Raw genomic sequence first — 23702 nt, 5'->3', positions numbered from 1 at the left:
CATGAACAATATTCAAAAACAAAATATTACGTTAGCCGTATCTGAATTTGATAAGGCGGGTTGGTGGCTAGGTAATAAAACTGAATTCGTTTCAAAAAGCACTGCGCTAGGGGATGAATATACCGAGATAATTTACGAGCCTACGACGTCCAATCTGATTGGCAAATTTGATGCAGACACACAGACATGGTCCGAGTTCGTCAATAATCAAATTACCCCATTTTGGAATGGGGACGGTATCGAGCAAATCGTCAACACACCTAATTCGCCATTTCCTGAATGGGCTATCTATGACCAACCGCCAGTGTATAACGCTCAAACACATTGTATTACCCGAGTCGACGGTGATTGGTTGGTAAACGAATTAAACGGTGAAACGGATAACTTAGAAGACAAGGCGAGACACTATCTCGATACAACCGATTTTTACGTCACCCGTAAACTAGAAGCAGGAACCGCTATCCCTAAGGACGTGAAAAGCAACCGAGATAAATGTCGAGCAATATTGGTGAGTGCGTTGCCAAGCACTCAATTTTTAGACGAACGGTGAATCTGTCCTATGAAATCAGCTTACCTCTTCCCAATAATACTATGCACGCTAATAGGTATTTACGTAATGAATAATAAGAAAATAAATCAAACCGTCAGCGGATGGGTACTATCTGCTCGGAGTGAAGCTAAAATGCTCGGTGTAAAAGATGACTTGAGAAAAGTTGTCAGACTCGCCCTGCGCTATTCTAAATACGATTTCGGCATTACTAGTGGAAAACGTACAGCCAAAGAACAAAACGCACTGTACTGCGATAAGAAAAGCAATTGTGATGGGTATACCGTCTTAAGCCGTCATCAAACGGGCGATGCTATCGACTTTGTGGCCTACGATGAAAACAACAAGGTCACGTGGGACATGGATTATTACCGTGGCATATCACAAGCCTTTAAAAGTGCAGCTCGTGAACTCGGTATAGATATTACGTGGGGCGGTGATTGGACAAACCTTGTTGATGGACCACATATAGAATTGAAGAGGTGATCATGTTTGGAGCCATTGCGAACCTAATCACGGGCGGCATTAATGCCTACAAGCAACACGGCATCAATAAAGCCAACGCGCTCAAGCGAAAAGATGTAATACAACAAGAGCAGCACAACGCAAAAGTAAAGCGCTTGCAATCTGGTGACGAGAAAGCCGCGACACTGGACGAACTCAGCATTAAGGAACGAGGCTACAAAGACGAGTTCATTATGTTTGTCGTGTTTATTCCTCTTATCCTTTCATTTTTGCCCGACTACGCAAAATATGTCAAAGCCGGATTCGAAGCCCTTCAAAACGTACCGGATTATTACTGGTATGTCGTTGCGGCGGTGGTCATTGATACGTTAGGTATGCGAGCAATGGTTCGGTATTTATTGGAGTTTTTTTCTCATAGGTTTAAGGGGAAGTAAGTGGAATTTTTAAGTGGCTGGCAGATAACGCCAGATACATTAATTATGGTCTGGTTGGCATGGCGTTTACATGGGATAGCCAATAACCATGATAAGCGAATAAGCGTTTTAGAAAAAAAGGATGGGTAAAAATGGCAGTACGGGAGGTGTATCCGTACCGCCATAGAACACCAAAAATGATGCTCCAAGCTCAACGCTACAGATAAAATCATACCTTGGTAATAGCAATTACTTAATTTTTTGCCAAAAATACAAAAAGGCCACTATTTCTAGTGGCCTTTCTTTTTGCATAGATATGCAATTGTAATGGCAGGGGTGGAGAGATTCGAACTCCCAACACGCGGATTTGGAATCCGCTGCTCTGCCAATTGGAGCTACACCCCTATAACTGTTTTCTTGTAAGAACTGGCGGAGTGGACGGGACTCGAACCCGCGACCCCCGGCGTGACAGGCCGGTATTCTAACCAACTGAACTACCACTCCACATGGTATTCTTACGACAATCGAAGTCTTATAAAAGATAGCTTTGATTGTTTTTGCCTTATCTTTCCTAAAAAAGATAAAACGATATTAAAGCCTGGCGATGTCCTACTCTCACATGGGGAGACCCCACACTACCATCGGCGCTATTGCGTTTCACTTCTGAGTTCGGCATGGAATCAGGTGGGTCCACAACGCTATGGTCGCCAAGCAAATTTGGTAAAGCTTCCTAATAATTTAGAAAACTTTAATAATCTGGATTACTGACCTAAATAAAAGTTCACACACATTCAATGTTCTTACATTGAGTCCACAAAACCCCTTGGGTGTTGTATGGTTAAGCCTCACGGGCAATTAGTACAGGTTAGCTCAACGCCTCACAACGCTTACACACCCTGCCTATCAACGTTCTAGTCTCGAACAACCCTTTAGGACACGTAAAGTGCCAGGGAAGACTCATCTCAAGGCTCGCTTCGCGCTTAGATGCTTTCAGCGCTTATCGATTCCGAACTTAGCTACCGGGCAATGCCATTGGCATGACAACCCGAACACCAGTGGTTCGTCCACTCCGGTCCTCTCGTACTAGGAGCAGCCCCTTTCAATCTTCCAACGCCCACGGCAGATAGGGACCGAACTGTCTCACGACGTTCTAAACCCAGCTCGCGTACCACTTTAAATGGCGAACAGCCATACCCTTGGGACCGACTTCAGCCCCAGGATGTGATGAGCCGACATCGAGGTGCCAAACACCGCCGTCGATATGAACTCTTGGGCGGTATCAGCCTGTTATCCCCGGAGTACCTTTTATCCGTTGAGCGATGGCCCTTCCATTCAGAACCACCGGATCACTATGACCTGCTTTCGCACCTGCTCGAATTGTCATTCTCGCAGTCAAGCGGGCTTATGCCATTGCACTAACCACACGATGTCCAACCGTGTTTAGCCCACCTTCGTGCTCCTCCGTTACTCTTTGGGAGGAGACCGCCCCAGTCAAACTACCCACCAGGCACTGTCCGCAACCCCGATAAGGGGCCTACGTTAGAACATCAAGCATACAAGGGTGGTATTTCAAGGTCGACTCCACTCCATCTAGCGACGAAGTTTCAAAGTCTCCCACCTATCCTACACATGTAGGGTCAATGTTCAGTGCCAAGCTGTAGTAAAGGTTCACGGGGTCTTTCCGTCTAGCCGCGGGTACACTGCATCTTCACAGCGATTTCAATTTCACTGAGTCTCGGGTGGAGACAGCGTGGCCATCATTACGCCATTCGTGCAGGTCGGAACTTACCCGACAAGGAATTTCGCTACCTTAGGACCGTTATAGTTACGGCCGCCGTTTACCGGGGCTTCGATCAAGAGCTTCGTCCGAAGACTAACCCCATCAATTAACCTTCCGGCACCGGGCAGGCGTCACACCGTATACGTCATCTTACGATTTTGCACAGTGCTGTGTTTTTAATAAACAGTTGCAGCCACCTGGTATCTGCGACTCCCGATAGCTCCATCCGCAAGGGATTTCACCGTCAAGAGCGTACCTTCTCCCGAAGTTACGGTACCATTTTGCCTAGTTCCTTCACCCGAGTTCTCTCAAGCGCCTTGGTATTCTCTACCCGACCACCTGTGTCGGTTTGGGGTACGATTTCTTATAATCTGAAGCTTAGAGGCTTTTCCTGGAAGCATGGCATCAATGACTTCATCACCGTAGTGACTCGACATCGGGTCTCAGCCTAACAATTTCCCGGATTTACCTAAGAAATTAGCCTACACCCTTGAACCTGGACTACCATCGCCAGGCTCACCTAGCCTTCTCCGTCCCCCCATCGCAATTATAAGAAGTACGGGAATATTAACCCGTTTCCCATCGACTACGCCTTTCGGCCTCGCCTTAGGGGTCGACTTACCCTGCCCCGATTAACGTTGGACAGGAACCCTTGGTCTTCCGGCGTGGGAGTTTTTCACTCCCATTATCGTTACTCATGTCAGCATTCGCACTTCTGATACCTCCAGCAGACCTTACAGTCCACCTTCAACGGCTTACAGAACGCTCCCCTACCCAACATAATAAATTATGTTGCCGCAGCTTCGGTGTATAGCTTAGCCCCGTTACATCTTCCGCGCAGGCCGACTCGACCAGTGAGCTATTACGCTTTCTTTAAATGATGGCTGCTTCTAAGCCAACATCCTGGCTGTCTGAGCCTTCCCACATCGTTTCCCACTTAGCTATACTTTGGGACCTTAGCTGGCGGTCTGGGTTGTTTCCCTCTCCACGACGGACGTTAGCACCCGCCGTGTGTCTCCCGGATATTACTTACTGGTATTCGGAGTTTGCAAAGGGTTGGTAAGTCGGGATGACCCCCTAGCCTTAACAGTGCTCTACCCCCAGTAGTATTCGTCCGAGGCGCTACCTAAATAGCTTTCGGGGAGAACCAGCTATCTCCAGGTTTGATTGGCCTTTCACCCCTAGCCACAAGTCATCCGCTAATTTTTCAACATTAGTCGGTTCGGTCCTCCAGTTGATGTTACTCAACCTTCAACCTGCCCATGGCTAGATCACCTGGTTTCGGGTCTATACCTAGCAACTCGACGCCCAGTTAAGACTCGGTTTCCCTACGGCTCCCCTATACGGTTAACCTTGCTACTAAATATAAGTCGCTGACCCATTATACAAAAGGTACGCAGTCACAGGACGCAATGCCTGCTCCTACTGCTTGTACGTACACGGTTTCAGGTTCTATTTCACTCCCCTCACAGGGGTTCTTTTCGCCTTTCCCTCACGGTACTGGTTCACTATCGGTCAGTCAGTAGTATTTAGCCTTGGAGGATGGTCCCCCCATATTCAAACAGGATATCACGTGTCCCGCCTTACTCGTTTTCACTTAAAATGACGTGTCGGTTACAGGGCTATCACCTTGTATCGCGATACTTTCCAGAATCTTCACCTGCATCATTAAAAGCTTAAGGGCTAATCCAATTTCGCTCGCCGCTACTTTCGGAATCTCGGTTGATTTCTACTCCTCCGGGTACTTAGATGTTTCAGTTCCCCGGGTTTGCCTTATTAACCTATGTATTCAGTTAATAATACTAGCTTATGCTAGTGGGTTTCCCCATTCGGAAATCGTAGACTCAAGTGGCTTTTACTGCCTTATCTACGCTTATCGCAAGTTAATACGTCCTTCATCGCCTCTGACTGCCAAGGCATCCACCGTGTACGCTTAGTCACTTAACCATACAACCCCAAAGGGTTTCGCTTACGCGAAATAACAACGAATTGTTATTGTATTAGTAACCAAGGTTTCTATCGTTGCCTCATTATTTGAATGAGCGAGACAACATTTTCGATTTTGCCGGACTCAAATATTAAACAGTTAACCGAAGTTAGCTGTTTCCAAGAACACTTGAATGTGTGTTGGTTTGTTATCACCGAAGTGACAACAAGTACCTAAATCTAAAAGACTTAGGATTTGAGAACTTTTATTTTGATAAATAATAATCAATTATTTATCAGTCAGCTTTCCAAATTGTTAAAGAGCAAAGATTTCATACTTATAAAAATAAGCCAAAACCATTTTTAAATATTCTTTTCTCTATGCAGAGTAAAAACACTTAAAGATGGTGGAGCTATGCGGGATCGAACCGCAGACCTCCTGCGTGCAAGGCAGGCGCTCTCCCAGCTGAGCTATAACCCCATCAGTTGGGTGTTTTTTTTGACAACTCATGAAATCTAATAAAGTTAACTCTTTTTAGACAAGGCAAATTGCAAGGAAGTGTATGTAAATACACGACGAACAATTTAACGCAGTATAAAGGAGAGTTTGGTGGGTCTGAGTGGACTTGAACCACCGACCTCCCGCTTATCAGGCGAGCGCTCTAACCAGCTGAGCTACAGACCCATTCTTGCTTTATGCTTTCTCTTAGTTGAACTAAGAAAAATCATGATGCAATAACAGAAGATATTTCTGAGTTATCATCTCTTTGCTTTTCTAAACCTATTTCAATCTGTGTGGACACTCATCATGAGCAATCATCGTTTAAGGAGGTGATCCAGCCCCAGGTTCCCCTAGGGCTACCTTGTTACGACTTCACCCCAGTCATGAACCACAAAGTGGTAAGCGTCCCCCCGAAGGTTAAACTACCTACTTCTTTTGCAGCCCACTCCCATGGTGTGACGGGCGGTGTGTACAAGGCCCGGGAACGTATTCACCGTAGCATTCTGATCTACGATTACTAGCGATTCCGACTTCATGGAGTCGAGTTGCAGACTCCAATCCGGACTACGACGCACTTTTTGGGATTCGCTCACTATTGCTAGTTGGCTGCCCTCTGTATGCGCCATTGTAGCACGTGTGTAGCCCTACTCGTAAGGGCCATGATGACTTGACGTCGTCCCCACCTTCCTCCGGTTTATCACCGGCAGTCTCCCCAAAGTTCCCGACATAACTCGCTGGCAATTAAGGATAAGGGTTGCGCTCGTTGCGGGACTTAACCCAACATTTCACAACACGAGCTGACGACAGCCATGCAGCACCTGTCTCAGAGCTCCCGAAGGCACACCTGTGTCTCCACTGGCTTCTCTGGATGTCAAGAGTAGGTAAGGTTCTTCGCGTTGCATCGAATTAAACCACATGCTCCACCGCTTGTGCGGGCCCCCGTCAATTCATTTGAGTTTTAATCTTGCGACCGTACTCCCCAGGCGGTCTACTTAACGCGTTAGCTCCGAAAGCCACGGCTCAAGGCCACAACCTTCAAGTAGACATCGTTTACGGCGTGGACTACCAGGGTATCTAATCCTGTTTGCTCCCCACGCTTTCGCATCTGAGTGTCAGTATCTGTCCAGGGGGCCGCCTTCGCCACTGGTATTCCTTCAGATCTCTACGCATTTCACCGCTACACCTGAAATTCTACCCCCCTCTACAGTACTCTAGTTTGCCAGTTTCAAATGACCTTCCGGGGTTGAGCCCCGGGCTTTCACATCTGACTTAACAAACCACCTGCATGCGCTTTACGCCCAGTAATTCCGATTAACGCTCGCACCCTCCGTATTACCGCGGCTGCTGGCACGGAGTTAGCCGGTGCTTCTTCTGTAGCTAACGTCAAACAATAAGCGTATTAAACTTACTGCCTTCCTCACTACTGAAAGTACTTTACAACCCGAAGGCCTTCTTCATACACGCGGCATGGCTGCATCAGGCTTTCGCCCATTGTGCAATATTCCCCACTGCTGCCTCCCGTAGGAGTCTGGACCGTGTCTCAGTTCCAGTGTGGCTGATCATCCTCTCAGACCAGCTAGAGATCGTCGCCTTGGTGAGCCATTACCCCACCAACTAGCTAATCTCACTTAGGCTTATCCAATCGCGGAAGGCCCGAAGGTCCCCTCCTTTCCCCCGTAGGGCGTATGCGGTATTAGCTATCGTTTCCAATAGTTATCCCCCTCAACTGGGCAAATTCCTAAGCATTACTCACCCGTCCGCCGCTCGACGCCTATTAACGCTCCCGAAGGATTGTTAACATCGTTTCCGCTCGACTTGCATGTGTTAAGCCTGCCGCCAGCGTTCAATCTGAGCCATGATCAAACTCTTCAATTTAAGTTCTTTTTGGCTCAATGAATACTGACTTTAAATTGCCTTTTACTTTAGATAACCGAAGGTTAAATAGTAAAGTGTTCTTTAAAGTTCTATCACTCCAACAGAGTGATATTTAAATAACTGTGTTCGATACCCGAAAGCATCAAATTAGGTCACTCAGTTCATTGAAACCGTTGTTGATTTCATGCCCTAAGGCAGAGAATCATCTTCGATTGTCATCAACGAGTGCCCACACAGATTGATATAGGTTTAAATTGTTAAAGAGCGTTGCTTGGAAGTCTCTCTCAAGCGGACGGTCATTTTAGCGATATAGCCTTCTGTGTCAAACACTTTTTGCTATTTATTTTCTCTCGTTTGGCTTTTCACTTTTTGAAGTGATCTGGAACAAGAAAGAGAAGATAAATCTCTATCGCCAGTCTTTATTGACCGACATCATCAACACGTTTAGTTAGTAACTATTCGGTGACAACGGAGGCGCATTATAGGGAGAAATCACGAGAGCACAATACCTATACGTCATTTATTTTCAAAAATGATCCTGTTCGATTATTTTTCAATCTAATCGAACAAAAAAGGGGCTTTCGCCCCTTTGATTGTTAATAAATAGTAATTTCTTCAAATATTATTGATGTGCGATGATTCGATCATTACTGACTAAAAGCTGCACTTTCTTATCTGGGTCGACCTTCCCTGCCAATATTGCTTTGGCCAATGGGTTCTCGACACTCTGTTGAATTGCTCGTTTCAACGGTCGAGCACCATACACAGGATCAAACCCTACATGTGCAATGAGATCGAGCGCCTTTTCGGAAACGTCTAGCTCATAGCCATTATCTTTCATGCGGCTTGCTAGTCTCGCTAACTGTATTACCGCAATTGATCTAATGTGCTCTTGGCCTAACGGATGGAATACAACCATTTCATCCACTCTATTAAGGAACTCAGGTCTGAAGTGTTTAACCACAACATTCATCACCTCTTCTTTTATCCCTTCATAATCTAGTGTGTTGAAATGTTCTTGTATTCGATCGGAACCTAAATTGGATGTCATGATGACTACGGTGTTTCGAAAGTCGACTGTTCGTCCCTGACCATCAGTAAGACGCCCATCATCGAGAACCTGAAGAAGTATATTGAATACATCAGGATGAGCCTTTTCTACTTCATCTAATAGAATGACAGAATAGGGTTTCCTTCTAACGGCTTCAGTTAGATACCCACCTTCTTCGTATCCAACATATCCAGGGGGTGCTCCAACTAGACGCGCGACAGAGTGTTTTTCCATAAATTCGGACATATCTATCCTAACCATAGCCTCCTCACTGTCAAACATAAAGTTTGCAAGTGTCTTGCAGAGCTCCGTTTTACCTACACCTGTTGGGCCCAAGAATAAGAACGAACCGATAGGACGATTAGGGTCAGATAAACCCGCTCGACTGCGACGAATCGCATTCGATACCATTTTCACCGCTTCTTTTTGTCCAATGACTCGCTTATGAAGCACATCTTCCATTGCAAGTAATTTACTGCGCTCAGCTTCTAGCATTTTCGATACAGGGATACCCGTTTGTTTCGACAACACTTCTGCAATTTCTTCATCAGTAACCTTATTTTTGAGTAAGGTCATTTCTTGCATTTCAGCTTGCGCTGCAAGATCAAGTTGCTTCTCTAGTTCTGGAATACGTCCATATTGAAGTTCAGACATTCGATTAAGATCACCGGCACGTCTAGCGAAGTCCATATCCATGCGAGCATGCTCTAATTCGCTCTTTATATGTTGCGTACCAGAAAGTGCTGCTTTCTCTGCGTTCCAGATCTCTTCCAGTTCAGCGTAGTCTCTTTCCTTAACGCTCAGTTCTTGATTAATGACTTCTAATCGTTTGCTACTCGCATCATCATCTTCGTTAACCAACGCTTGCTGTTCTATTTTTAGCTGGATGATCTTTCGTTCTAGTTTATCTAATGACTCTGGCTTTGAATCAATCTGCATACGGATACTAGATGCGGCCTCATCAATTAGATCGATGGCTTTATCTGGTAGTTGTCTATCCGAAACATAACGATGGGATAAACGTGCTGCTGCAACAATTGCAGGGTCGGTAATCTCAACATGATGGTGAAGTTCATAGCGTTCTTTTAAACCACGTAAGATAGCAATCGTATCTTCTACGCTCGGCTCATCAACAATTATTTTTTGGAATCGACGTTCTAGAGCTGGGTCTTTTTCAATGTATTGGCGATATTCATCAAGCGTTGTTGCGCCAACACAATGCAGCTCGCCTCGAGCCAGCGCTGGTTTTAACATATTGCCAGCATCCATTGAGCCTTCACCTTTACCCGCACCTACCATGGTATGAAGTTCATCGATAAAGAGAATGATATTGCCTTCTTCTTTAGACAGTTCATTTAACACTGACTTAAGCCGTTCTTCGAACTCGCCTCGATATTTCGCGCCGGCAATCAAAGAGCCCATATCTAACGAAAGTACACGACGGCCTCTTAAACCCTCGGGGACTTCATTATTTATAATGCGTTGAGCGAGTCCTTCAACAATAGCCGTTTTACCCACACCCGGTTCACCAATAATAACCGGGTTGTTTTTTGTTCTTCGCTGGAGTACTTGAATGGTACGACGAATCTCATCGTCACGACCAATGACAGGATCCAGCTTTCCTTGCTCAGCTCGTTCGGTTAAATCTATAGTGTATTTTTCTAACGCTTGGCGTTTTTCTTCTGCATTTGGGTCATCCACTTTTTGTCCACCACGTATTTGTTCAATTGCAGCAGACAACGTTTTTTCTACAAGCCCCATTTCTTTAAGCAGTAGACCTAGTGGCCCTTTATCTTCTATGGCTGCTAATAGAAAAACTTCGGATGAGATATAGGCATCTTTTCTTTGCTGTGCAATCTTGTCGCACATGTTAAACAGCTGACCCATTCCACTTGATAGCTGAACATCACCACCAATGCCGCTCACTTTGGGTAAGCGATCCATCATCTCAGACAATTTGGATCTTAACTGGATAATGTCTATATCTAACATGGTGAGTAATGGGCGAATTGCACTGCCATCTTGGTTTAATAGAGAAACCATAAGATGTACAGGTTCGATATATTGATGATCACGTCCGAGTGCTAATGACTGGGCATCGGATATCGCTACTTGAAACTTGCTTGTAAATCGGTCTAAACGCATAGCAGCCCCCAATATGAAATTTATTGTCTGCTATCAAGATGGATACAAGTTGGCGTTTTTTCAAGGGAGGACGTTAATCTATCCAAATAAAGGTCGCTTGACGACCCGTTACACCATCTCTGCGATAAGAATAGAATTTCTCTGAGTCTTCGAAGGTACACATATTACTTCGATAAATACTTTCGACACCTACGTCATTTAGACGCTGCGTTGCGAGCATATTCATGTCAGCTAGGTATTTACCATTACTCTTAGATTGAAAGGCTTTTTCTGCTTGCGATGAATGTGAGACAAAGATATCAAACACATCTTGACCTACTTCAAAGGCACCAGCACCAATTGCAGGCCCTAGCCACGCAATAACAGGCTTAGTGAATTCTTTAACGGCGTTCTCTAAAATACCGTCAGCTAACCCACGCCAACCTGCATGTACTGCCGCGACCATTGTCCCTTCTATGTCAGTAAGTAATACCGGCAAACAATCTGCCGTCATTACCGTACAAACCACATTCGATGACGATGTTAATGCACCATCTGCATCAATAACCTTTGTTGTTGGTTGTTTTAACTCAACAACAAGGTCCGAGTGCGTTTGGTTAAGCCATACCTGATTACTCGGTAGCATGGCTTTTTCGTGAAGAATTTGACGGTTTTTCTTAACAACAATTGGATCATCCTCAACGTGCAGTCCTAAATTAAGCCCTTTATATACACCATCTGAGATTCCACCCAGTCTAGTCGTAGTAAAGGCCTTTATATTTCCAGGTACTTTCCAATTAGGGACAATCAATTCCATTTAGATGTCATACTCTTTGTTATATTTTGCGTCATCTCTTAGCGCTTGCGTCAGCACAACCATATCGTCCGGAATAGGGGCGTGAAACTCCATCTCTTCTCTCGTCGCTGGATGCTCAAATTTTAACATCGCAGCATGCAGAGACTGGCGATCAAAACGACGAATCATTTCAGTTAATTCCTCTGAAGCGTCTTTCGGAATTCGAGCACGACCACCATAGGCTATATCTCCTAACAATGGATGTTGGAGGAAAGCCATGTGCACACGAATCTGGTGTGTACGACCGGATTCTAGGCGCAGACGAATTCTTGTATGCTCTCTAAAGTGTTCAGCAACACGGTAGTGTGTAATTGCTGGTTTACCCGTTATATTCACCGCCATTAGAGTGCGTTTTGTCGAGTGACGACCAATAGGTTCGTCAACCACCCCACCCGCGGTCATTTTGCCAATCGCAATCGCTTCGTACTCTCGCGTAATTTTGCGCTTTTGAAGCGCACGTACTAATCTCGTTTGCGCAGGAACCGTCTTAGCCACCACCATTAGACCTGTGGTGTCTTTATCCAAACGATGCACGATACCAGCTCTTGGTACTTCTGCTATTTCAGGATAGTGAAATAACAATGCATTGAGTATCGTTCCATCTGGCGTGCCGGCACCTGGGTGCACAACTAAGCCTCGTGGTTTGTTGATAACAATTATATCGTCATCTTCGTAAATAATATTTAGGGGTATATCTTGAGCTTCCCAACGCTCTTCATCTTCAAGTTCACCTTGAATGGTTATTAATTCGCCACCCATCACTTTAACGCGGGCTTTGGAAACAACTTCACCATCAACTTGAACTTTTCCTGCTATTATCCATTCTTTCAAACGAGAACGAGAAAAATCAGAAAATAATTCTGCTATGGCTTGGTCTAATCTTTGACCAAGTTGGCTATCTTTTACGGTTTCGGTTAATTCTATCTGCTGAGCCATATCGAACTTTTTAAAAAACTATGAGACTAATGCTCATGACTGTGAAAAAATACGCTACTGCTTTCTACCTTCAATTGTAGCTAGCTTCTTTATTTATAGCGTCCAAGTTGGCATCATTCTATCTGTTAAAAGATAAGAAGTAACGGAAGCAACAGAATTATTTAATTTAAGGAAATAGAATCCTGACATGAATTACCGCACTTTATCGAGCTTACTGGCACTTTCACTACTATTTGGTTGCTCGAGCAGCGACGAAATAGTACCTGACGTCCCAGCCTCTGAACTTTATACTGACGCTCAATCTTCACTCAGAAGTGGCAACTGGCTTACCGCCGTAGAAAAGCTGGAAGCATTGGATTCTCGATATCCTTTCGGCCCATATTCGGAGCAAGTTCAACTCGACCTTATCTATGCTTACTACAAAAACGGAGATCTTCCTTTAGCTCTCGCTACCATAGAAAGGTTTTCCCGATTAAATCCAACGCATACGAAAATGGATTGGGTACTTTACATGCGCGGCCTATCGCACATGGCACAAGACCAGAATTACATGCACAATATTTTTAATATTGATCGTTCTGATCGCGACCCAGAGCCTGTAAAGTCAGCGTTTGCTGATTTTAAGAGATTGCTCCAGAGATACCCGAATAGTGCATTCGCTGCTGATGCTCAAAAAAGAATGTATGCACTTAAGAATAGGTTAGCTAACTACGATTTAGCCAGTGCCGATTTCTATTTACGCAGGGAGGCATGGATTGCTGCAATCAATCGCAGCCAAGAGTTACAAAAAACCTATCCCGATACCGAAGCGGCGAGAGAATCGCTCGAGATTCAGCTTGAAGCTTATCAACAACTAGGGTTAACCGAAGCGGTGGCACGAACCAAAGAGCTCATGAAGCTCAATCCAATTTAGGCGTCACTAAGAAAAACCGTTGAATATCAGCGGTTTTTTTATTTCTAATCTATACTGTTTGGGTATAGCGTCTAATGTGTTTTCTTTGGAAACATACACCGTTCTCATAAATAAATTTCATTGCCGACATAATTAAACCAACACGGATTGTTGTATGAAAATAGATTGTTCTATCAAGATAGATCCTCGTAACAAAGCGAAAATTAACGTCGTTAAGAGGAACTCGATTAACCATTGGTATCGATGGGTATTATCTCTTCTCTTTATCCCCTTCTTTAGTGTTTCTCTTGAACTTACCCCTTTAGACAACACTCCTTACACAGGCGATCTAGATGTTTTATCTAAAAAAGGCATCCTTCGTGTTTTGGTTTCAGAAGATCTGGGCTTTTACTATGTTGAAGGCGGCAAGCCAAAAGGAATGCTTGCTGAAATCCTTCATCATTTTGAAAAAAAATTGAAAAAAGAACACCCTTCGGTACATATTCAAATAATTCCAGTGACAAGAGATGATCTAATTCCTGCCCTTAATGCGGGTTTTGGTGACGTGATAGTTGCAAACCTCACGAAAACAAACCGACGTGAAAAGTCTCTCGATTTTAGTATTCCGATGATAAGCGATATTAATGAGTTTTTGGTCACTCATACAAGAGAACCTGAACTAGTGGATATAGATCAACTTAGTGGAAAAGAGATCTGGGTTCGACCAAGCTCCAGTTACTTCGAAAGTATCCAAAGTATCAACGAGTATCTAAACCTCAGTAAATTAGAACCAATCCGCGTCCAATTTTTTGATGAAGCGCTACAAGACTATGAAATCATTGAAATGGTTAATCAAGGCTATATCTACTCAACCGTTTTAGATAGTCACAAAGTTGAGCTGTGGCTTAGCGTGATGGACAATATAAAAATACATGAAAATCTTCCACTACGTTCTGGGGCAGAAATTGGATGGGCATTTCGAAAAAACAGTCCGATACTTGAAAAGCAGGTAAATAGCTATCTACGAACCGCTAAAGCCGGAACGCTCTTAGGTAATGTGTTATACGATAGATACATCCTCAATTCAAAATGGCTTAGCCGTGCCCTTAGCCCTGATAGAATCAAACGAATGCAGTCACTCACTAACTTATTTGAAAAATATTCAGCTCAGTATGAATTCGACTGGTTAATGATATCTGCGCAGGCGTTCCAAGAGTCTGGTCTCGACAACAGTAAAGTCTCCCACAAGGGCGCAGTAGGAATAATGCAAGTACTCCCCTCTACAGCCAACGATCCCAACGTAAATATCAAAGACATTAAAAAGCTCGAAAACAATGTTCATGCCGGTGTGAAATACATGCGTTTCATTACTGACCGTTATTTTTCAGATGACGACATCACTAGAGACAATCAAGTTTATTTATCTCTAGCTGCATACAATGCCGGACCCGGTAATATTCGTAAAATGCGCAGATTAGCCGTTAAACATGGTTATGACCCAAATGTCTGGTTTAAGAATGTAGAAATCATTACACGAAGGAATATAGGTCGAGAACCCGTAAACTATGTTGCGAACATCAATCGCTATTTCGTCATTTACAAGCAGCTAGAAGACATGCGAAAAATAAGAGAAGAAAAAAGCGCAGCCCTATTAAAACTCGTCTCGCCTGAATGAATTCAATCTGCAAGACAAATAAAAATGCCACAACCATAAAGAGTGTGGCATTTCACAAATCGAATATCTAAATACGTGCCGTACGAGATCACGTTTTCATCTTGATTATTAATTAGTCATTACAAATAAAAGCCTGCACTAGGCCCCTAAAAATGGGGTTATTTCTAGTACGCAACTTCTTACCAATCTATAGAGTTCATATTTCAGTACAAGCTTTTTTAACGAATTAATTTGGTAGATTTGTTACAGATCACATTAAATGAACATTGATAGAAACAGCCTAGTTATAGTGATTTAGATCACATTATTTTCTTATTGAAACAGTAATCTGAACTTAACCCATAAGGGAAGTTTCAGAGGAAAACACTATATGAAAGTAAATATTACCGGCAAAAACTTAGAAATCACCTCTGCAATACGCACGCATATAGAGTCCAAGTTTGAGAAACTTGAGAAATGGCAAGTTGACATTATTGGTTGCCAGACTGCGATCAGCGAAGAACCAAATAACAAAATGAAATTCGAAGCAAGCATTACTGTACCGAAAGGAAAGCTTGTTGCATCTTCTAGCAATGACGATTTATATAAAGCAATAACAGAAGTAGAACAAAAATTGGAGCGTCAGCTAAACAAATTGCGCCATAAGCCTGAAGCTCGCCGAGCTACTCACGCTGAAAAACCTGAAGTATCAGAGCTAGACGAAGTTGAGTTTAGTGAAGCTGAATAGCAAAACAACCTAATAGAATTAGGAATTCAGTTATATAGCGCTTACGGGCGCTATTTTTTTGCTTGACGGGTTTGTATCCCTTGCTTATTGTGTCAGTAGACCTACAACATAGTGATTCAATGATGACGACATTTTCTCTGTTCTTTTTTGACTTCTTTTTTAACTCCTAACACTGGAGGCTGAAATCGTTTTAGGAAAAACAAGTCAAAAACGAATAGGAAGCCTCCCAAACGGGGGGCTTTTTTATAACTAAAATGGACTTACTTAGCATGACAGACAGTAAATATTCCCTTGATGAAATTCGAATCCGTTTAAATGACCTCGATGATCAACTCCTACAGCTGCTTTCGGAAAGACGAGCACTAAGTATTGAAGTAGCAAAAAGCAAAGTTGAGACATCTAAGCCAGTTAGAGACGCTAAGCGAGAGCAACAATTATTAGTCAAATTGATTAATAACGGCAAGAAAAAATACAACTTAGATGCGCAATACATCACCAAGTTATTCCACACGGTTATCGAAGACTCGGTGTTATTGCAACAGTCTCATTTACAGAATTTGGCAAATCCAGCACAGAGCCGAAAACCTATCGCACGAGTTGCTTTCTTGGGTTCAAGGGGATCATACTCACACCTTGCAAGTCGTGAATATTTTAGCCGCAAGAATACGGAGTTGGTTGAGTTAAATTGTGAGCATTTTAAAGAGGTAACCAAAACCGTAGAATCTGGTCATGCGGATTTTGGTTTGCTACCGATAGAGAATACAAGTTCAGGATCAATCAACGAAGTTTATGATTTACTTCAACACACAACACTCTACATTGTTGGCGAAATAACCCTGCCTATTGATCACTGCATATTAGCTAATTCTGATATCCATTTAGAAGACATCAAAACGCTTTACTCTCATCCGCAGCCTCATCAGCAATGCAGTGAGTTTCTTAGCCACCTAAATGGGGTTACTTTGGAATCATGCGCGAGCACAGCAGATGCAATGCAGAAAGTAAAAAATCTTGGAAGAGAAGATGTCGCGGCGATAGGTAATTCATCCAGCGGTAAGCTATACGGCTTACAGCCAATAAAGAATAATATTTCTAATCAAACAGAAAACCATACGCGCTTTATTTTGGTTGCCCGTAAACCCGTTGAAGTATCAACGCAGATCCCAGCGAAAACAACACTGATCATGTCCACATCTCAAGCCGCTGGCTCATTAGTAGAGACCCTACTCGTATTACAACGGTATGGGATCAACATGACTAAGCTAGAAAATAGACCTATTATGGGTAATCCATGGGAAGAGATGTTCTATGTTGATCTAGAAGCGCACGTTGAATCCACTGAGATGCAACAGGCTATCAGCGAACTGACCAAAATAACCCAGCATCTTAAAGTATTGGGTTGTTACCCAAGTGAGAATGTCAAACCAACTCAAATAAAACTTATATAGAGAGAAGCACCGATGAAGACCGTAATTATTGCTTCCCTTAACCCAGCAAAAATCAACGCCGTTAAAGCCGCTTTTTTGGATGTATTTCCAAAGCAAGCATTTCAATTTCAGGGTGTTAGCGTGGCAAGTAACGTTCCAGATCAACCGATATCAGACGTAGAAACAAAACTTGGCGCATTAAATCGAGTAAAAAATGCCAAAATTGAGACCAACAATGCCGATTTCTATGTCGGCTTAGAAGCAGGGAATGACGGAGACTTTACCTTTGCATGGATGGTGATTGAATCCGCCAGCAGAAGAGGTGAGTCTCGTTCAGCGAGCTTAATGCTTCCCCCTGTAGTCTTGGAGAAAATAAGAGATGGCCGAGAACTTGGGCTTGTTATGGATGAGGTGTTTTCTACAGAGAATATAAAACAAAAAGGGGGAGCGATAGGCCTACTGACAAATCATCTGCTAACTCGAAGTTCTGTCTATCATCAGGCGCTTATTCTGGCGTTAATACCTTTTATGAACGAAGACCATTTCCCAGAGAACCTATAGCACAGGTAATGAGATAGACTTAATTTACAATAATACCATCGTAATTCGTACACTAACAATTGAATCGCCCGCGGCTTCTAGAGACTAGATAACTAAAAACCCAAGGGCATTCAGGAAGATCACGTAGCAAAACGTTCATCGGTCGGTGTGTTGGTTATTAGCTCTCTGCTACTTTTAATAATTGGGACAATGCTTCACGCTCATCTTCTGTATGAATCTTTAACTCATTGGAACCACGAGTAATGGTTGCTACCCCGACACCTAGCATTTGACTAATCTGCCGCTGAGATATATCACCTTTCAAAAGCTCGTTAAAAATATTCATTCTCGCAACTAAGGCTTCTCTCTCATCCGGAGTCATCAACATGGTTAAAAGCATTTCATGTTGCTCGCTATCGGCTGCACTTTTAACTATCTTCATCACGTGTTGCCAATCTGAGATTTCTGGAGTCAATGACATTTTATAGATACCAATATTTCAAAACAGAGCAGACATTGTAATGTGTTCTACTCTAATTTGGATCAATATTTAGTCGAAACTTCATTAGAGTGCAAAAATTCGCCATCGACTTTCATCAGATTCCGATAATATGTCTCAAACATCAAAATATTCTGAACGTACCCTCGGGTTTCTTTATAAGGAATCGCTTCAATAAATGCGAAAGCATCCAGCTTTTGGTCGGATCTTTTACGCCAAACTTTCACTCTATGCGGCCCTGCATTATAGGCAGCAAACGCAAAAATTCGATTGTTATCATACTGTTTTAAAAGGCCATTTAGGTAGTGACTGCCGATCTCTATGTTCTTACCTACATCATACAGTTCACTTGTGCCTTTATATTTGAGCTTGTATTTCTTCGCTGTATATTTTGCTGTTTTCGGCATGATTTGCATAATGCCACGCGCACCAACCGGGGAACGAGCCTCGACATCCATGGCACTCTCTTGCCTAGCGACAGACATTAAAGTAATTGGGTCGATATTGTGTTTTTCACCGTAAAAATTAAACCACCATTGATGGGCAAGAGGAAAACGCAACACGGTGTTATCCCACATTTTTGCCTCTATCGTGGCTTTTACCGATAAATGATGCCATTTTTTCTTCGCTGCATAGACAGCTAAGGCCTCTTTTTCTTCTTTTCCTACCTGCCAAAGCAACCAGTTCCACTCACTTTTTGTTGCCGCAATCTTGTCTACCTCAACGAGTTCATTAATCCGAACCAAACTTGAACGATAAGGCTTAAGGATGTCAGTGGCGCGCTTATCATCACTTACTTGATACGACACTGGTTTATCCAATATCTTTGCTGCTGCCACACTGTAGAAATTTCGTTTACCTAAAATACCTTGTAGCCGTGCAATGCCCTGATTTCGCTTACCTAGTTCTAGCTCACTTCTACCGAGCCAAAACTGCCAACGCAGAGAATTTTGGTCGTCTTGAGGTAGGTGACCTATCCAATCAGAAATCCCCTGCCAATCAGCCTGACGAATAGCTAACCGAATACGTTGTTCAATCGCCGACAAGCTAGTCGATGTTATTAACACTTCATCCCGCCACTTCGCTAGGTCCATATCCTCAGTATTAAAAAGTCTAACCGCTAGGTAATCCGAAACATTTTGTTGGGTATTGACAGGAAACGCTTGTGCTTCAAATACAATCGGCAATATTCGTTGTGCTAATTCAATATCTTTCCTAGCCAATTTTTTAAGCGCTATCTGTGATTTTTTACGATTAAATTCGGTTGCAGGATATTTCTGAGAAAACTCAACCACATATTCTGAGTTTTTAGCAAGGAACTTTATTTCCTTTGCTTGTTGAATACTCTGCTCACTCGTCGGCATCTTAGCTAAATAGTTCGTCAAATCGTTGCTGTTTTTCTCAAAACTAAGCAGCATTCGCCTGAGCACCATATCATCGGTTCTTAACCCCGCTTGCTGCCATTCACTGAAAAGCTGCTCACAATTATCTGACACACTTTTTCCGCTCAGCCAAAGCTTAGCCGCACCTTCAAAAGCCTGTTCTTTTTCACCATTTTTCAATCGAGCGTAGTAATAACTACACTGATACTTCTCCATTCGAGGTTCATTCGTCTGATATTGATATAAATCGTTCCATTTCTTTTTTGCTATCAACGCGTCTAGATAACGTGACCTTATGCTGTTTGAAAAAGGAAAATCTCGATACTTCGCCGTAAATTCATCTACTTCTTCCGGTGTTCTCTTACCGATATCAATGAGAAACGTTCGATAATCAACATAAGGGGTGAGTGGATAATCTGAAATCAGATCTCGGATCTCTAAATACTCATCTACTTGTTTCTTATCCAAATAGTTTTGGGCTTTTTGGTAAATAACTCTCTGCTGTTCAAGAGACGCTGGAGCAGAAAAAGCACCAGAAGAAAACGCCAATACTGGCAACACAGCAGAGATAAGTTTATTAAACCTATACATCTATTTTGTACATCCCTATAAAATGAAGTCCATATCATATATAACCACTATGGCACGCCTTCTCACTTATTAAAGTTAATAAGCTGTAACTCTTATGTTAGAAAATGATCGTTCCTTTACGCAAGCTTTTATTTGTTAAATTATCTTTCATTCTCAGGAGTGGCAATTTGAGTTAAAATACTTGCTAATTTTCTGAAACAGTAGGAACTATCGGCAATGGCTGAATACGTTTATACCATGTCGCGGGTGAGTAAAGTTGTACCACCTAAGCGTAAAATATTAAAAGACATTTCTCTTAGCTTTTTTCCCGGTGCTAAAATCGGTGTTTTAGGTCTTAACGGCTCTGGTAAATCCACCCTACTTCGAATCATGGCTGGTCTTGATACCGACATTGATGGTGAAGCTCGCCCTCAACCAGGTTTAAACGTCGGTTATCTTCCTCAAGAACCCAAACTTGATGAAACGAAAACCGTACGTGAAATTATTGAAGAAGCGGTTTCGGATGTTGCTGGTGCACTAAAACGACTCGATGCTGTTTACGCCGCTTACGCTGAACCAGATGCGGATTTTGACGCTCTAGCAAAAGAACAGGGTGAACTCGAAGACCTTATTCAAACAAAAGACGGTCATAACCTTGAGAACTCATTAGAACGAGCAGCTGACGCACTCCGTCTACCTGAATGGGATGCTAAAGTTGAATTTCTTTCTGGTGGTGAAAGGCGCCGTGTCGCCATTTGTCGCTTGTTGTTAGAAAAACCAGACATGTTGCTACTTGATGAGCCAACCAACCACTTAGATGCCGAATCAGTAGGTTGGTTAGAGCGCTTCTTAGTAGACTATGCTGGCACCGTCGTTGCGATTACCCATGACCGTTATTTCTTGGATAATGCTGCAGGCTGGATACTAGAGCTCGACCGAGGTGAAGGTATCCCTTGGGAAGGCAACTATACCTCTTGGCTAGAACAAAAAGATGAACGTCTTAAGCAAGAATCCTCACAAGAGAACGCTCGTCAGAAAACCATTGAGAAAGAACTTGAATGGGTTCGTCAAAATCCAAAAGGTCGACAAGCAAAATCAAAAGCTCGTATGGCTCGTTTTGAAGAACTGAATAATACCGATCACCAAAAGCGTAATGAAACCAACGAACTATTCATTCCACCAGGTGAACGCTTAGGTGACAAAGTTGTTGAAGTAAAAAATCTGACCAAATCGTTCGGTGACAGAGTATTAATTGATAACCTCTCTTTCAGCATGCCTAAAGGCGCGATTGTCGGTATTATCGGTGCAAACGGTGCCGGTAAATCAACATTATTCAAAATGCTGAGTGGCACAGAGCTACCAGACTCAGGAACCATTGAATTAGGTGATACCGTTCATCTTGCTTCTGTTGATCAGTTCCGCGACAGCATGGATGACAAGAAAACCGTATTCCAAGAGATCTCGGAGGGTGCTGATATTGTCAAAATCAATAATTTTGAAATCCCGGCTCGCGCTTACTGTTCTCGCTTTAACTTTAGAGGCATTGACCAACAAAAAATTATTGGTGAACTCTCTGGTGGTGAACGAAATCGAGTGCACTTGGCAAAACTGCTTAAAACGGGTGGCAATGTTTTATTACTTGATGAACCAACCAATGACTTAGATGTTGAGACATTACGTGCATTAGAAGAAGCGCTGTTGGAGTTTCCTGGTTGCGCCATGGTTATCTCGCATGACCGTTGGTTCTTGGACCGTATAGCCACTCATATTCTTGACTACCGTGATGAAGGTCAGGTCAATTTCTATGAAGGCAACTATACTGAATACACAGAATGGCTGAAACAAACTTTAGGGGCACAAGCTGCAGAACCTCATAGAGTCAAATATAAGCGCATTACTAAATAAACCTCATTTGAACTGAATGAAAACTAAGCCGTTATTTTAACGGCTTTTTATCTTATTTATCGATACTGTTACTTAACATGTAGGCATAATTCGAACGCGATTTTTTATTTATGCTCATTAAAATGGTAACCTAGTCGAGCTATTAATATTATTGTAAGAGAGGGAGTATGGACGAACGTCGCCGTTTTTCTCGAATAGTCTACAACGCACCAGCTGAATTGTGCCAAGGGCAATTGAAAATAAGTTGCTCGATAATGGATCTTTCCTTACATGGGCTGTTATTAAATGCCATTGTGGAACCTATTGAAACAACTAAACCAGTAGATATTTCTTTCCGTCTACCTGAAAGTGATATCACCGTATCTCTTCAAGCACATGTGGTTGAAGTGTCGGATCTCTATACGCGCGTCAGCATCGAACATATTGATATTGATAGCATTAGCCACCTCAAACGTTTAATTGAATTAAATGTTGGTGATGAACAACTTTTACATCGAGATATTGAGCAACTATCTGATTTAGGCGCTCACTCCTAAAATACTATGCCTCATAAAATTAAATTTACGATCCCTACTTCTCGTGGGGAACAGACTTTTTTTGTCGGTAAAAAAGCGACTATGGCTTTATTATCACTATTGATTGGCACCCCTGTATTATTGGGTGTTTCTCTACAAAACCACAGTAATAGCCTTCAGGCGGCAAAACTCGCAGCAGACAAGATTGAGAAATCCGAGCGACTGATCAAGCAAACGGAACAGTTTAGTCAGGATAAGTCCAATCAAATTGTTCAGCTCGAAAATTCCAATCACTTACTTAATCAAGAGCTCGCAGAAAAGAATAATCAGCTAGTGACATTAAGCAAGCGCATCTATGATGTGGAATCTGTTTTAGGATTAAGTGACGAAGAACCAGATGCCTTGGATCTAGAACAGAGAGTCGATGTTGCCGCCGTAGATTCAGCTGTGCGCGCAACCATGTTTCGTTTAATTCCTAACGATACACCAATGGCCTATAACCGTATCTCTTCCGCCTATGGCCGCCGATTGAATCCAATTACAGGTAAGCGCCATACTCATACGGGAATCGATTTAACCTGTAATCGTGGTGAGCCGGTCTTAGCCCCAGCGGATGGGGTGGTAGAAACAGTTCGGCCAAGTAAGAAAGGCTTTGGCAACTTTTTGATTGTCAGGCATTCATTTGGATTTATGAGTTCATACGCTCATCTACAAAAGTTTAATGTTAAAAGCGGCCAATTTATTAGTAAAGGAGAAACGATTGCTACATGTGGTAACTCGGGCAACTCTACTGGGCCCCATCTGCATTATGAAGTGCGCTTTTTAGGCCGTTCATTAAATCCTCAATACTTAATGGAATGGACACCGGAAAACTTCGACACCCTATTTGAAAAAGAGAACCACGTTAAATGGGCTCCACTCGTGAAGCTCATCGATAATGTAGTTCGATTGCAGGTTAATTTAACCAATCATCCTTATAAAGATGATTCGGTCGATACAGCCAAAAGCACTGAACGCGATGACGCTCAAGTAAACTAAAGTGTACAGCGCTTATAAAAATCCCCACTTTTGTGGGGATTTCAATATTAATCGATA

At 42.9% G+C, this 23702-nt stretch carries 17 protein-coding genes, 4 tRNA genes, 3 rRNA genes and 1 other annotated feature; of the genes, 12 read left to right on the top strand and 12 right to left on the bottom strand.

Going from position 1 to position 23702, the window contains the following annotated elements; genetic code table 11:
* Position 1: 1 nt before the first annotated feature.
* The 4 genes from IUZ65_RS02745 (at position 2) to IUZ65_RS23400 (ending at position 1575) form a co-directional block, all read left to right on the top strand.
* Entirely contained in the window at positions 2-550 is a 549-nt protein-coding gene (locus tag IUZ65_RS02745; RefSeq protein WP_195702269.1) for a hypothetical protein, read from the top strand.
* A gap of 66 nt (positions 551-616) precedes the next feature.
* A complete protein-coding gene (locus tag IUZ65_RS02740) occupies positions 617-1033 on the top strand; it encodes a M15 family metallopeptidase (protein WP_195702268.1) in 417 nt (138 codons plus the stop codon).
* A gap of 2 nt (positions 1034-1035) precedes the next feature.
* On the top strand, positions 1036-1446 hold the full coding sequence (locus IUZ65_RS02735) for a hypothetical protein (protein WP_195702267.1): 411 nt from the start codon (positions 1036-1038) through the stop codon (positions 1444-1446).
* The gene (locus IUZ65_RS23400) at positions 1447-1575 is read left to right on the top strand and encodes a hypothetical protein (RefSeq protein ID WP_269213768.1); all 129 of its coding nucleotides are present in this window, start codon (positions 1447-1449) and stop codon (positions 1573-1575) included.
* A 178-nt stretch (positions 1576-1753) separates the two neighbouring features.
* Here IUZ65_RS23400 and IUZ65_RS02730 read toward each other — a convergent pair.
* The 10 genes from IUZ65_RS02730 to rluD form a co-directional block, all read right to left on the bottom strand.
* Positions 1754-1830 (bottom strand) — tRNA-Trp (locus IUZ65_RS02730).
* 22 nt (positions 1831-1852) lie between these two features.
* Positions 1853-1929 (bottom strand) — tRNA-Asp (locus tag IUZ65_RS02725).
* Positions 1930-2021: 92 nt separating this feature from the next.
* Positions 2022-2137: ribosomal RNA gene (rrf, locus tag IUZ65_RS02720) — 5S ribosomal RNA — on the bottom strand.
* Positions 2138-2259: 122 nt separating this feature from the next.
* Positions 2260-5152, bottom strand: a 23S ribosomal RNA gene (locus IUZ65_RS02715).
* Between the two features lie 384 nt (positions 5153-5536).
* Positions 5537-5612 (bottom strand) — tRNA-Ala (locus tag IUZ65_RS02710).
* A gap of 127 nt (positions 5613-5739) precedes the next feature.
* A tRNA-Ile gene (locus IUZ65_RS02705) sits at positions 5740-5816 on the bottom strand.
* 139 nt (positions 5817-5955) lie between these two features.
* Positions 5956-7508: ribosomal RNA gene (locus IUZ65_RS02700) — 16S ribosomal RNA — on the bottom strand.
* The 16S, 23S and 5S rRNA genes sit together here with 4 tRNA genes alongside, the layout of an rRNA operon.
* A 622-nt stretch (positions 7509-8130) precedes the next feature.
* Positions 8131-10704: an ATP-dependent chaperone ClpB gene (gene clpB, locus IUZ65_RS02695; RefSeq protein ID WP_195702266.1), complete on the bottom strand. Its 2574-nt coding sequence runs from the start codon at positions 10702-10704 to the stop codon at positions 8131-8133.
* A 73-nt stretch (positions 10705-10777) separates the two neighbouring features.
* Positions 10778-11500, bottom strand: a complete 723-nt coding sequence (gene pgeF, locus IUZ65_RS02690) for a peptidoglycan editing factor PgeF (RefSeq protein ID WP_195702265.1) — start codon at positions 11498-11500, stop codon at positions 10778-10780.
* Positions 11501-12475: a 23S rRNA pseudouridine(1911/1915/1917) synthase RluD gene (gene rluD, locus IUZ65_RS02685; protein ID WP_195702264.1), complete on the bottom strand. Its 975-nt coding sequence runs from the start codon at positions 12473-12475 to the stop codon at positions 11501-11503.
* 187 nt (positions 12476-12662) lie between these two features.
* Between rluD and IUZ65_RS02680 the strand changes: the two genes are divergently transcribed.
* The 5 genes from IUZ65_RS02680 to yjjX all read left to right on the top strand — a co-directional run bounded on the left by IUZ65_RS02680 (position 12663) and on the right by yjjX (position 17757).
* Entirely contained in the window at positions 12663-13388 is a 726-nt protein-coding gene (locus tag IUZ65_RS02680) for an outer membrane protein assembly factor BamD (protein WP_195702263.1), read from the top strand.
* 154 nt (positions 13389-13542) lie between these two features.
* A complete protein-coding gene (locus IUZ65_RS02675) occupies positions 13543-15042 on the top strand; it encodes a lytic transglycosylase F (protein ID WP_195702262.1) in 1500 nt (499 codons plus the stop codon).
* 370 nt (positions 15043-15412) lie between these two features.
* Positions 15413-15769, top strand: a complete 357-nt coding sequence (gene hpf, locus IUZ65_RS02670) for a ribosome hibernation-promoting factor, HPF/YfiA family (protein WP_195702261.1) — start codon at positions 15413-15415, stop codon at positions 15767-15769.
* Between the two features lie 124 nt (positions 15770-15893).
* Positions 15894-16016, top strand: a sequence feature (Phe leader region).
* A 22-nt stretch (positions 16017-16038) separates the two neighbouring features.
* Entirely contained in the window at positions 16039-17217 is a 1179-nt protein-coding gene (pheA, locus tag IUZ65_RS02665; RefSeq protein ID WP_195702260.1) for a prephenate dehydratase, read from the top strand.
* Positions 17218-17229: 12 nt separating this feature from the next.
* Positions 17230-17757 carry an inosine/xanthosine triphosphatase gene (gene yjjX, locus IUZ65_RS02660; RefSeq protein ID WP_195702259.1) on the top strand — a complete coding sequence of 176 codons (528 nt, stop codon included), beginning with the start codon at positions 17230-17232 and terminating at the stop codon, positions 17755-17757.
* Between the two features lie 157 nt (positions 17758-17914).
* On the opposite strand, the gene trpR is transcribed toward yjjX, so the two are convergent.
* Positions 17915-18217: a trp operon repressor gene (trpR, locus tag IUZ65_RS02655; protein WP_195702258.1), complete on the bottom strand. Its 303-nt coding sequence runs from the start codon at positions 18215-18217 to the stop codon at positions 17915-17917.
* Between the two features lie 62 nt (positions 18218-18279).
* A complete protein-coding gene (sltY, locus tag IUZ65_RS02650; protein WP_195702257.1) occupies positions 18280-20208 on the bottom strand; it encodes a murein transglycosylase in 1929 nt (642 codons plus the stop codon).
* 216 nt (positions 20209-20424) lie between these two features.
* Between sltY and ettA the strand changes: the two genes are divergently transcribed.
* From ettA to IUZ65_RS02635, 3 genes are all read left to right on the top strand, one after another.
* Entirely contained in the window at positions 20425-22092 is a 1668-nt protein-coding gene (gene ettA / locus IUZ65_RS02645; protein WP_195702256.1) for an energy-dependent translational throttle protein EttA, read from the top strand.
* Between the two features lie 167 nt (positions 22093-22259).
* A complete protein-coding gene (locus IUZ65_RS02640) occupies positions 22260-22628 on the top strand; it encodes a PilZ domain-containing protein (RefSeq protein ID WP_195702255.1) in 369 nt (122 codons plus the stop codon).
* 6 nt (positions 22629-22634) lie between these two features.
* The gene (locus IUZ65_RS02635; protein WP_195702254.1) at positions 22635-23645 is read left to right on the top strand and encodes a M23 family metallopeptidase; all 1011 of its coding nucleotides are present in this window, start codon (positions 22635-22637) and stop codon (positions 23643-23645) included.
* Positions 23646-23702 lie beyond the last annotated feature (57 nt).

The organism is Vibrio sp. VB16 (assembly GCF_015594925.2).
In the GTDB taxonomy this organism is placed as follows: Bacteria; Pseudomonadota; Gammaproteobacteria; order Enterobacterales; family Vibrionaceae; genus Vibrio.
The sequence above is the reverse complement of the archived record's forward strand: the minus strand, read 5'-3'. Positions and strand labels throughout refer to the sequence as shown.

Coding starts and splice junctions, on each gene's coding strand:
- IUZ65_RS02640 (WP_195702255.1), top strand. CDS start 22,260: ATGGACGAACGTCGCCGTTTTTCTCGAATAGTCTACAACGCACCAGCT.
- IUZ65_RS02745 (WP_195702269.1), top strand. CDS start 2: ATGAACAATATTCAAAAACAAAATATTACGTTAGCCGTATCTGAATTT.
- ettA (WP_195702256.1), top strand. CDS start 20,425: ATGGCTGAATACGTTTATACCATGTCGCGGGTGAGTAAAGTTGTACCA.
- pgeF (WP_195702265.1), bottom strand. CDS start 11,500: ATGGAATTGATTGTCCCTAATTGGAAAGTACCTGGAAATATAAAGGCC.
- IUZ65_RS02740 (WP_195702268.1), top strand. CDS start 617: ATGAATAATAAGAAAATAAATCAAACCGTCAGCGGATGGGTACTATCT.
- sltY (WP_195702257.1), bottom strand. CDS start 20,208: ATGTATAGGTTTAATAAACTTATCTCTGCTGTGTTGCCAGTATTGGCG.
- IUZ65_RS02675 (WP_195702262.1), top strand. CDS start 13,543: ATGAAAATAGATTGTTCTATCAAGATAGATCCTCGTAACAAAGCGAAA.
- rluD (WP_195702264.1), bottom strand. CDS start 12,475: ATGGCTCAGCAGATAGAATTAACCGAAACCGTAAAAGATAGCCAACTT.
- hpf (WP_195702261.1), top strand. CDS start 15,413: ATGAAAGTAAATATTACCGGCAAAAACTTAGAAATCACCTCTGCAATA.
- IUZ65_RS02735 (WP_195702267.1), top strand. CDS start 1,036: ATGTTTGGAGCCATTGCGAACCTAATCACGGGCGGCATTAATGCCTAC.
- yjjX (WP_195702259.1), top strand. CDS start 17,230: ATGAAGACCGTAATTATTGCTTCCCTTAACCCAGCAAAAATCAACGCC.
- pheA (WP_195702260.1), top strand. CDS start 16,039: ATGACAGACAGTAAATATTCCCTTGATGAAATTCGAATCCGTTTAAAT.
- trpR (WP_195702258.1), bottom strand. CDS start 18,217: ATGTCATTGACTCCAGAAATCTCAGATTGGCAACACGTGATGAAGATA.
- IUZ65_RS02680 (WP_195702263.1), top strand. CDS start 12,663: ATGAATTACCGCACTTTATCGAGCTTACTGGCACTTTCACTACTATTT.
- IUZ65_RS02635 (WP_195702254.1), top strand. CDS start 22,635: ATGCCTCATAAAATTAAATTTACGATCCCTACTTCTCGTGGGGAACAG.
- clpB (WP_195702266.1), bottom strand. CDS start 10,704: ATGCGTTTAGACCGATTTACAAGCAAGTTTCAAGTAGCGATATCCGAT.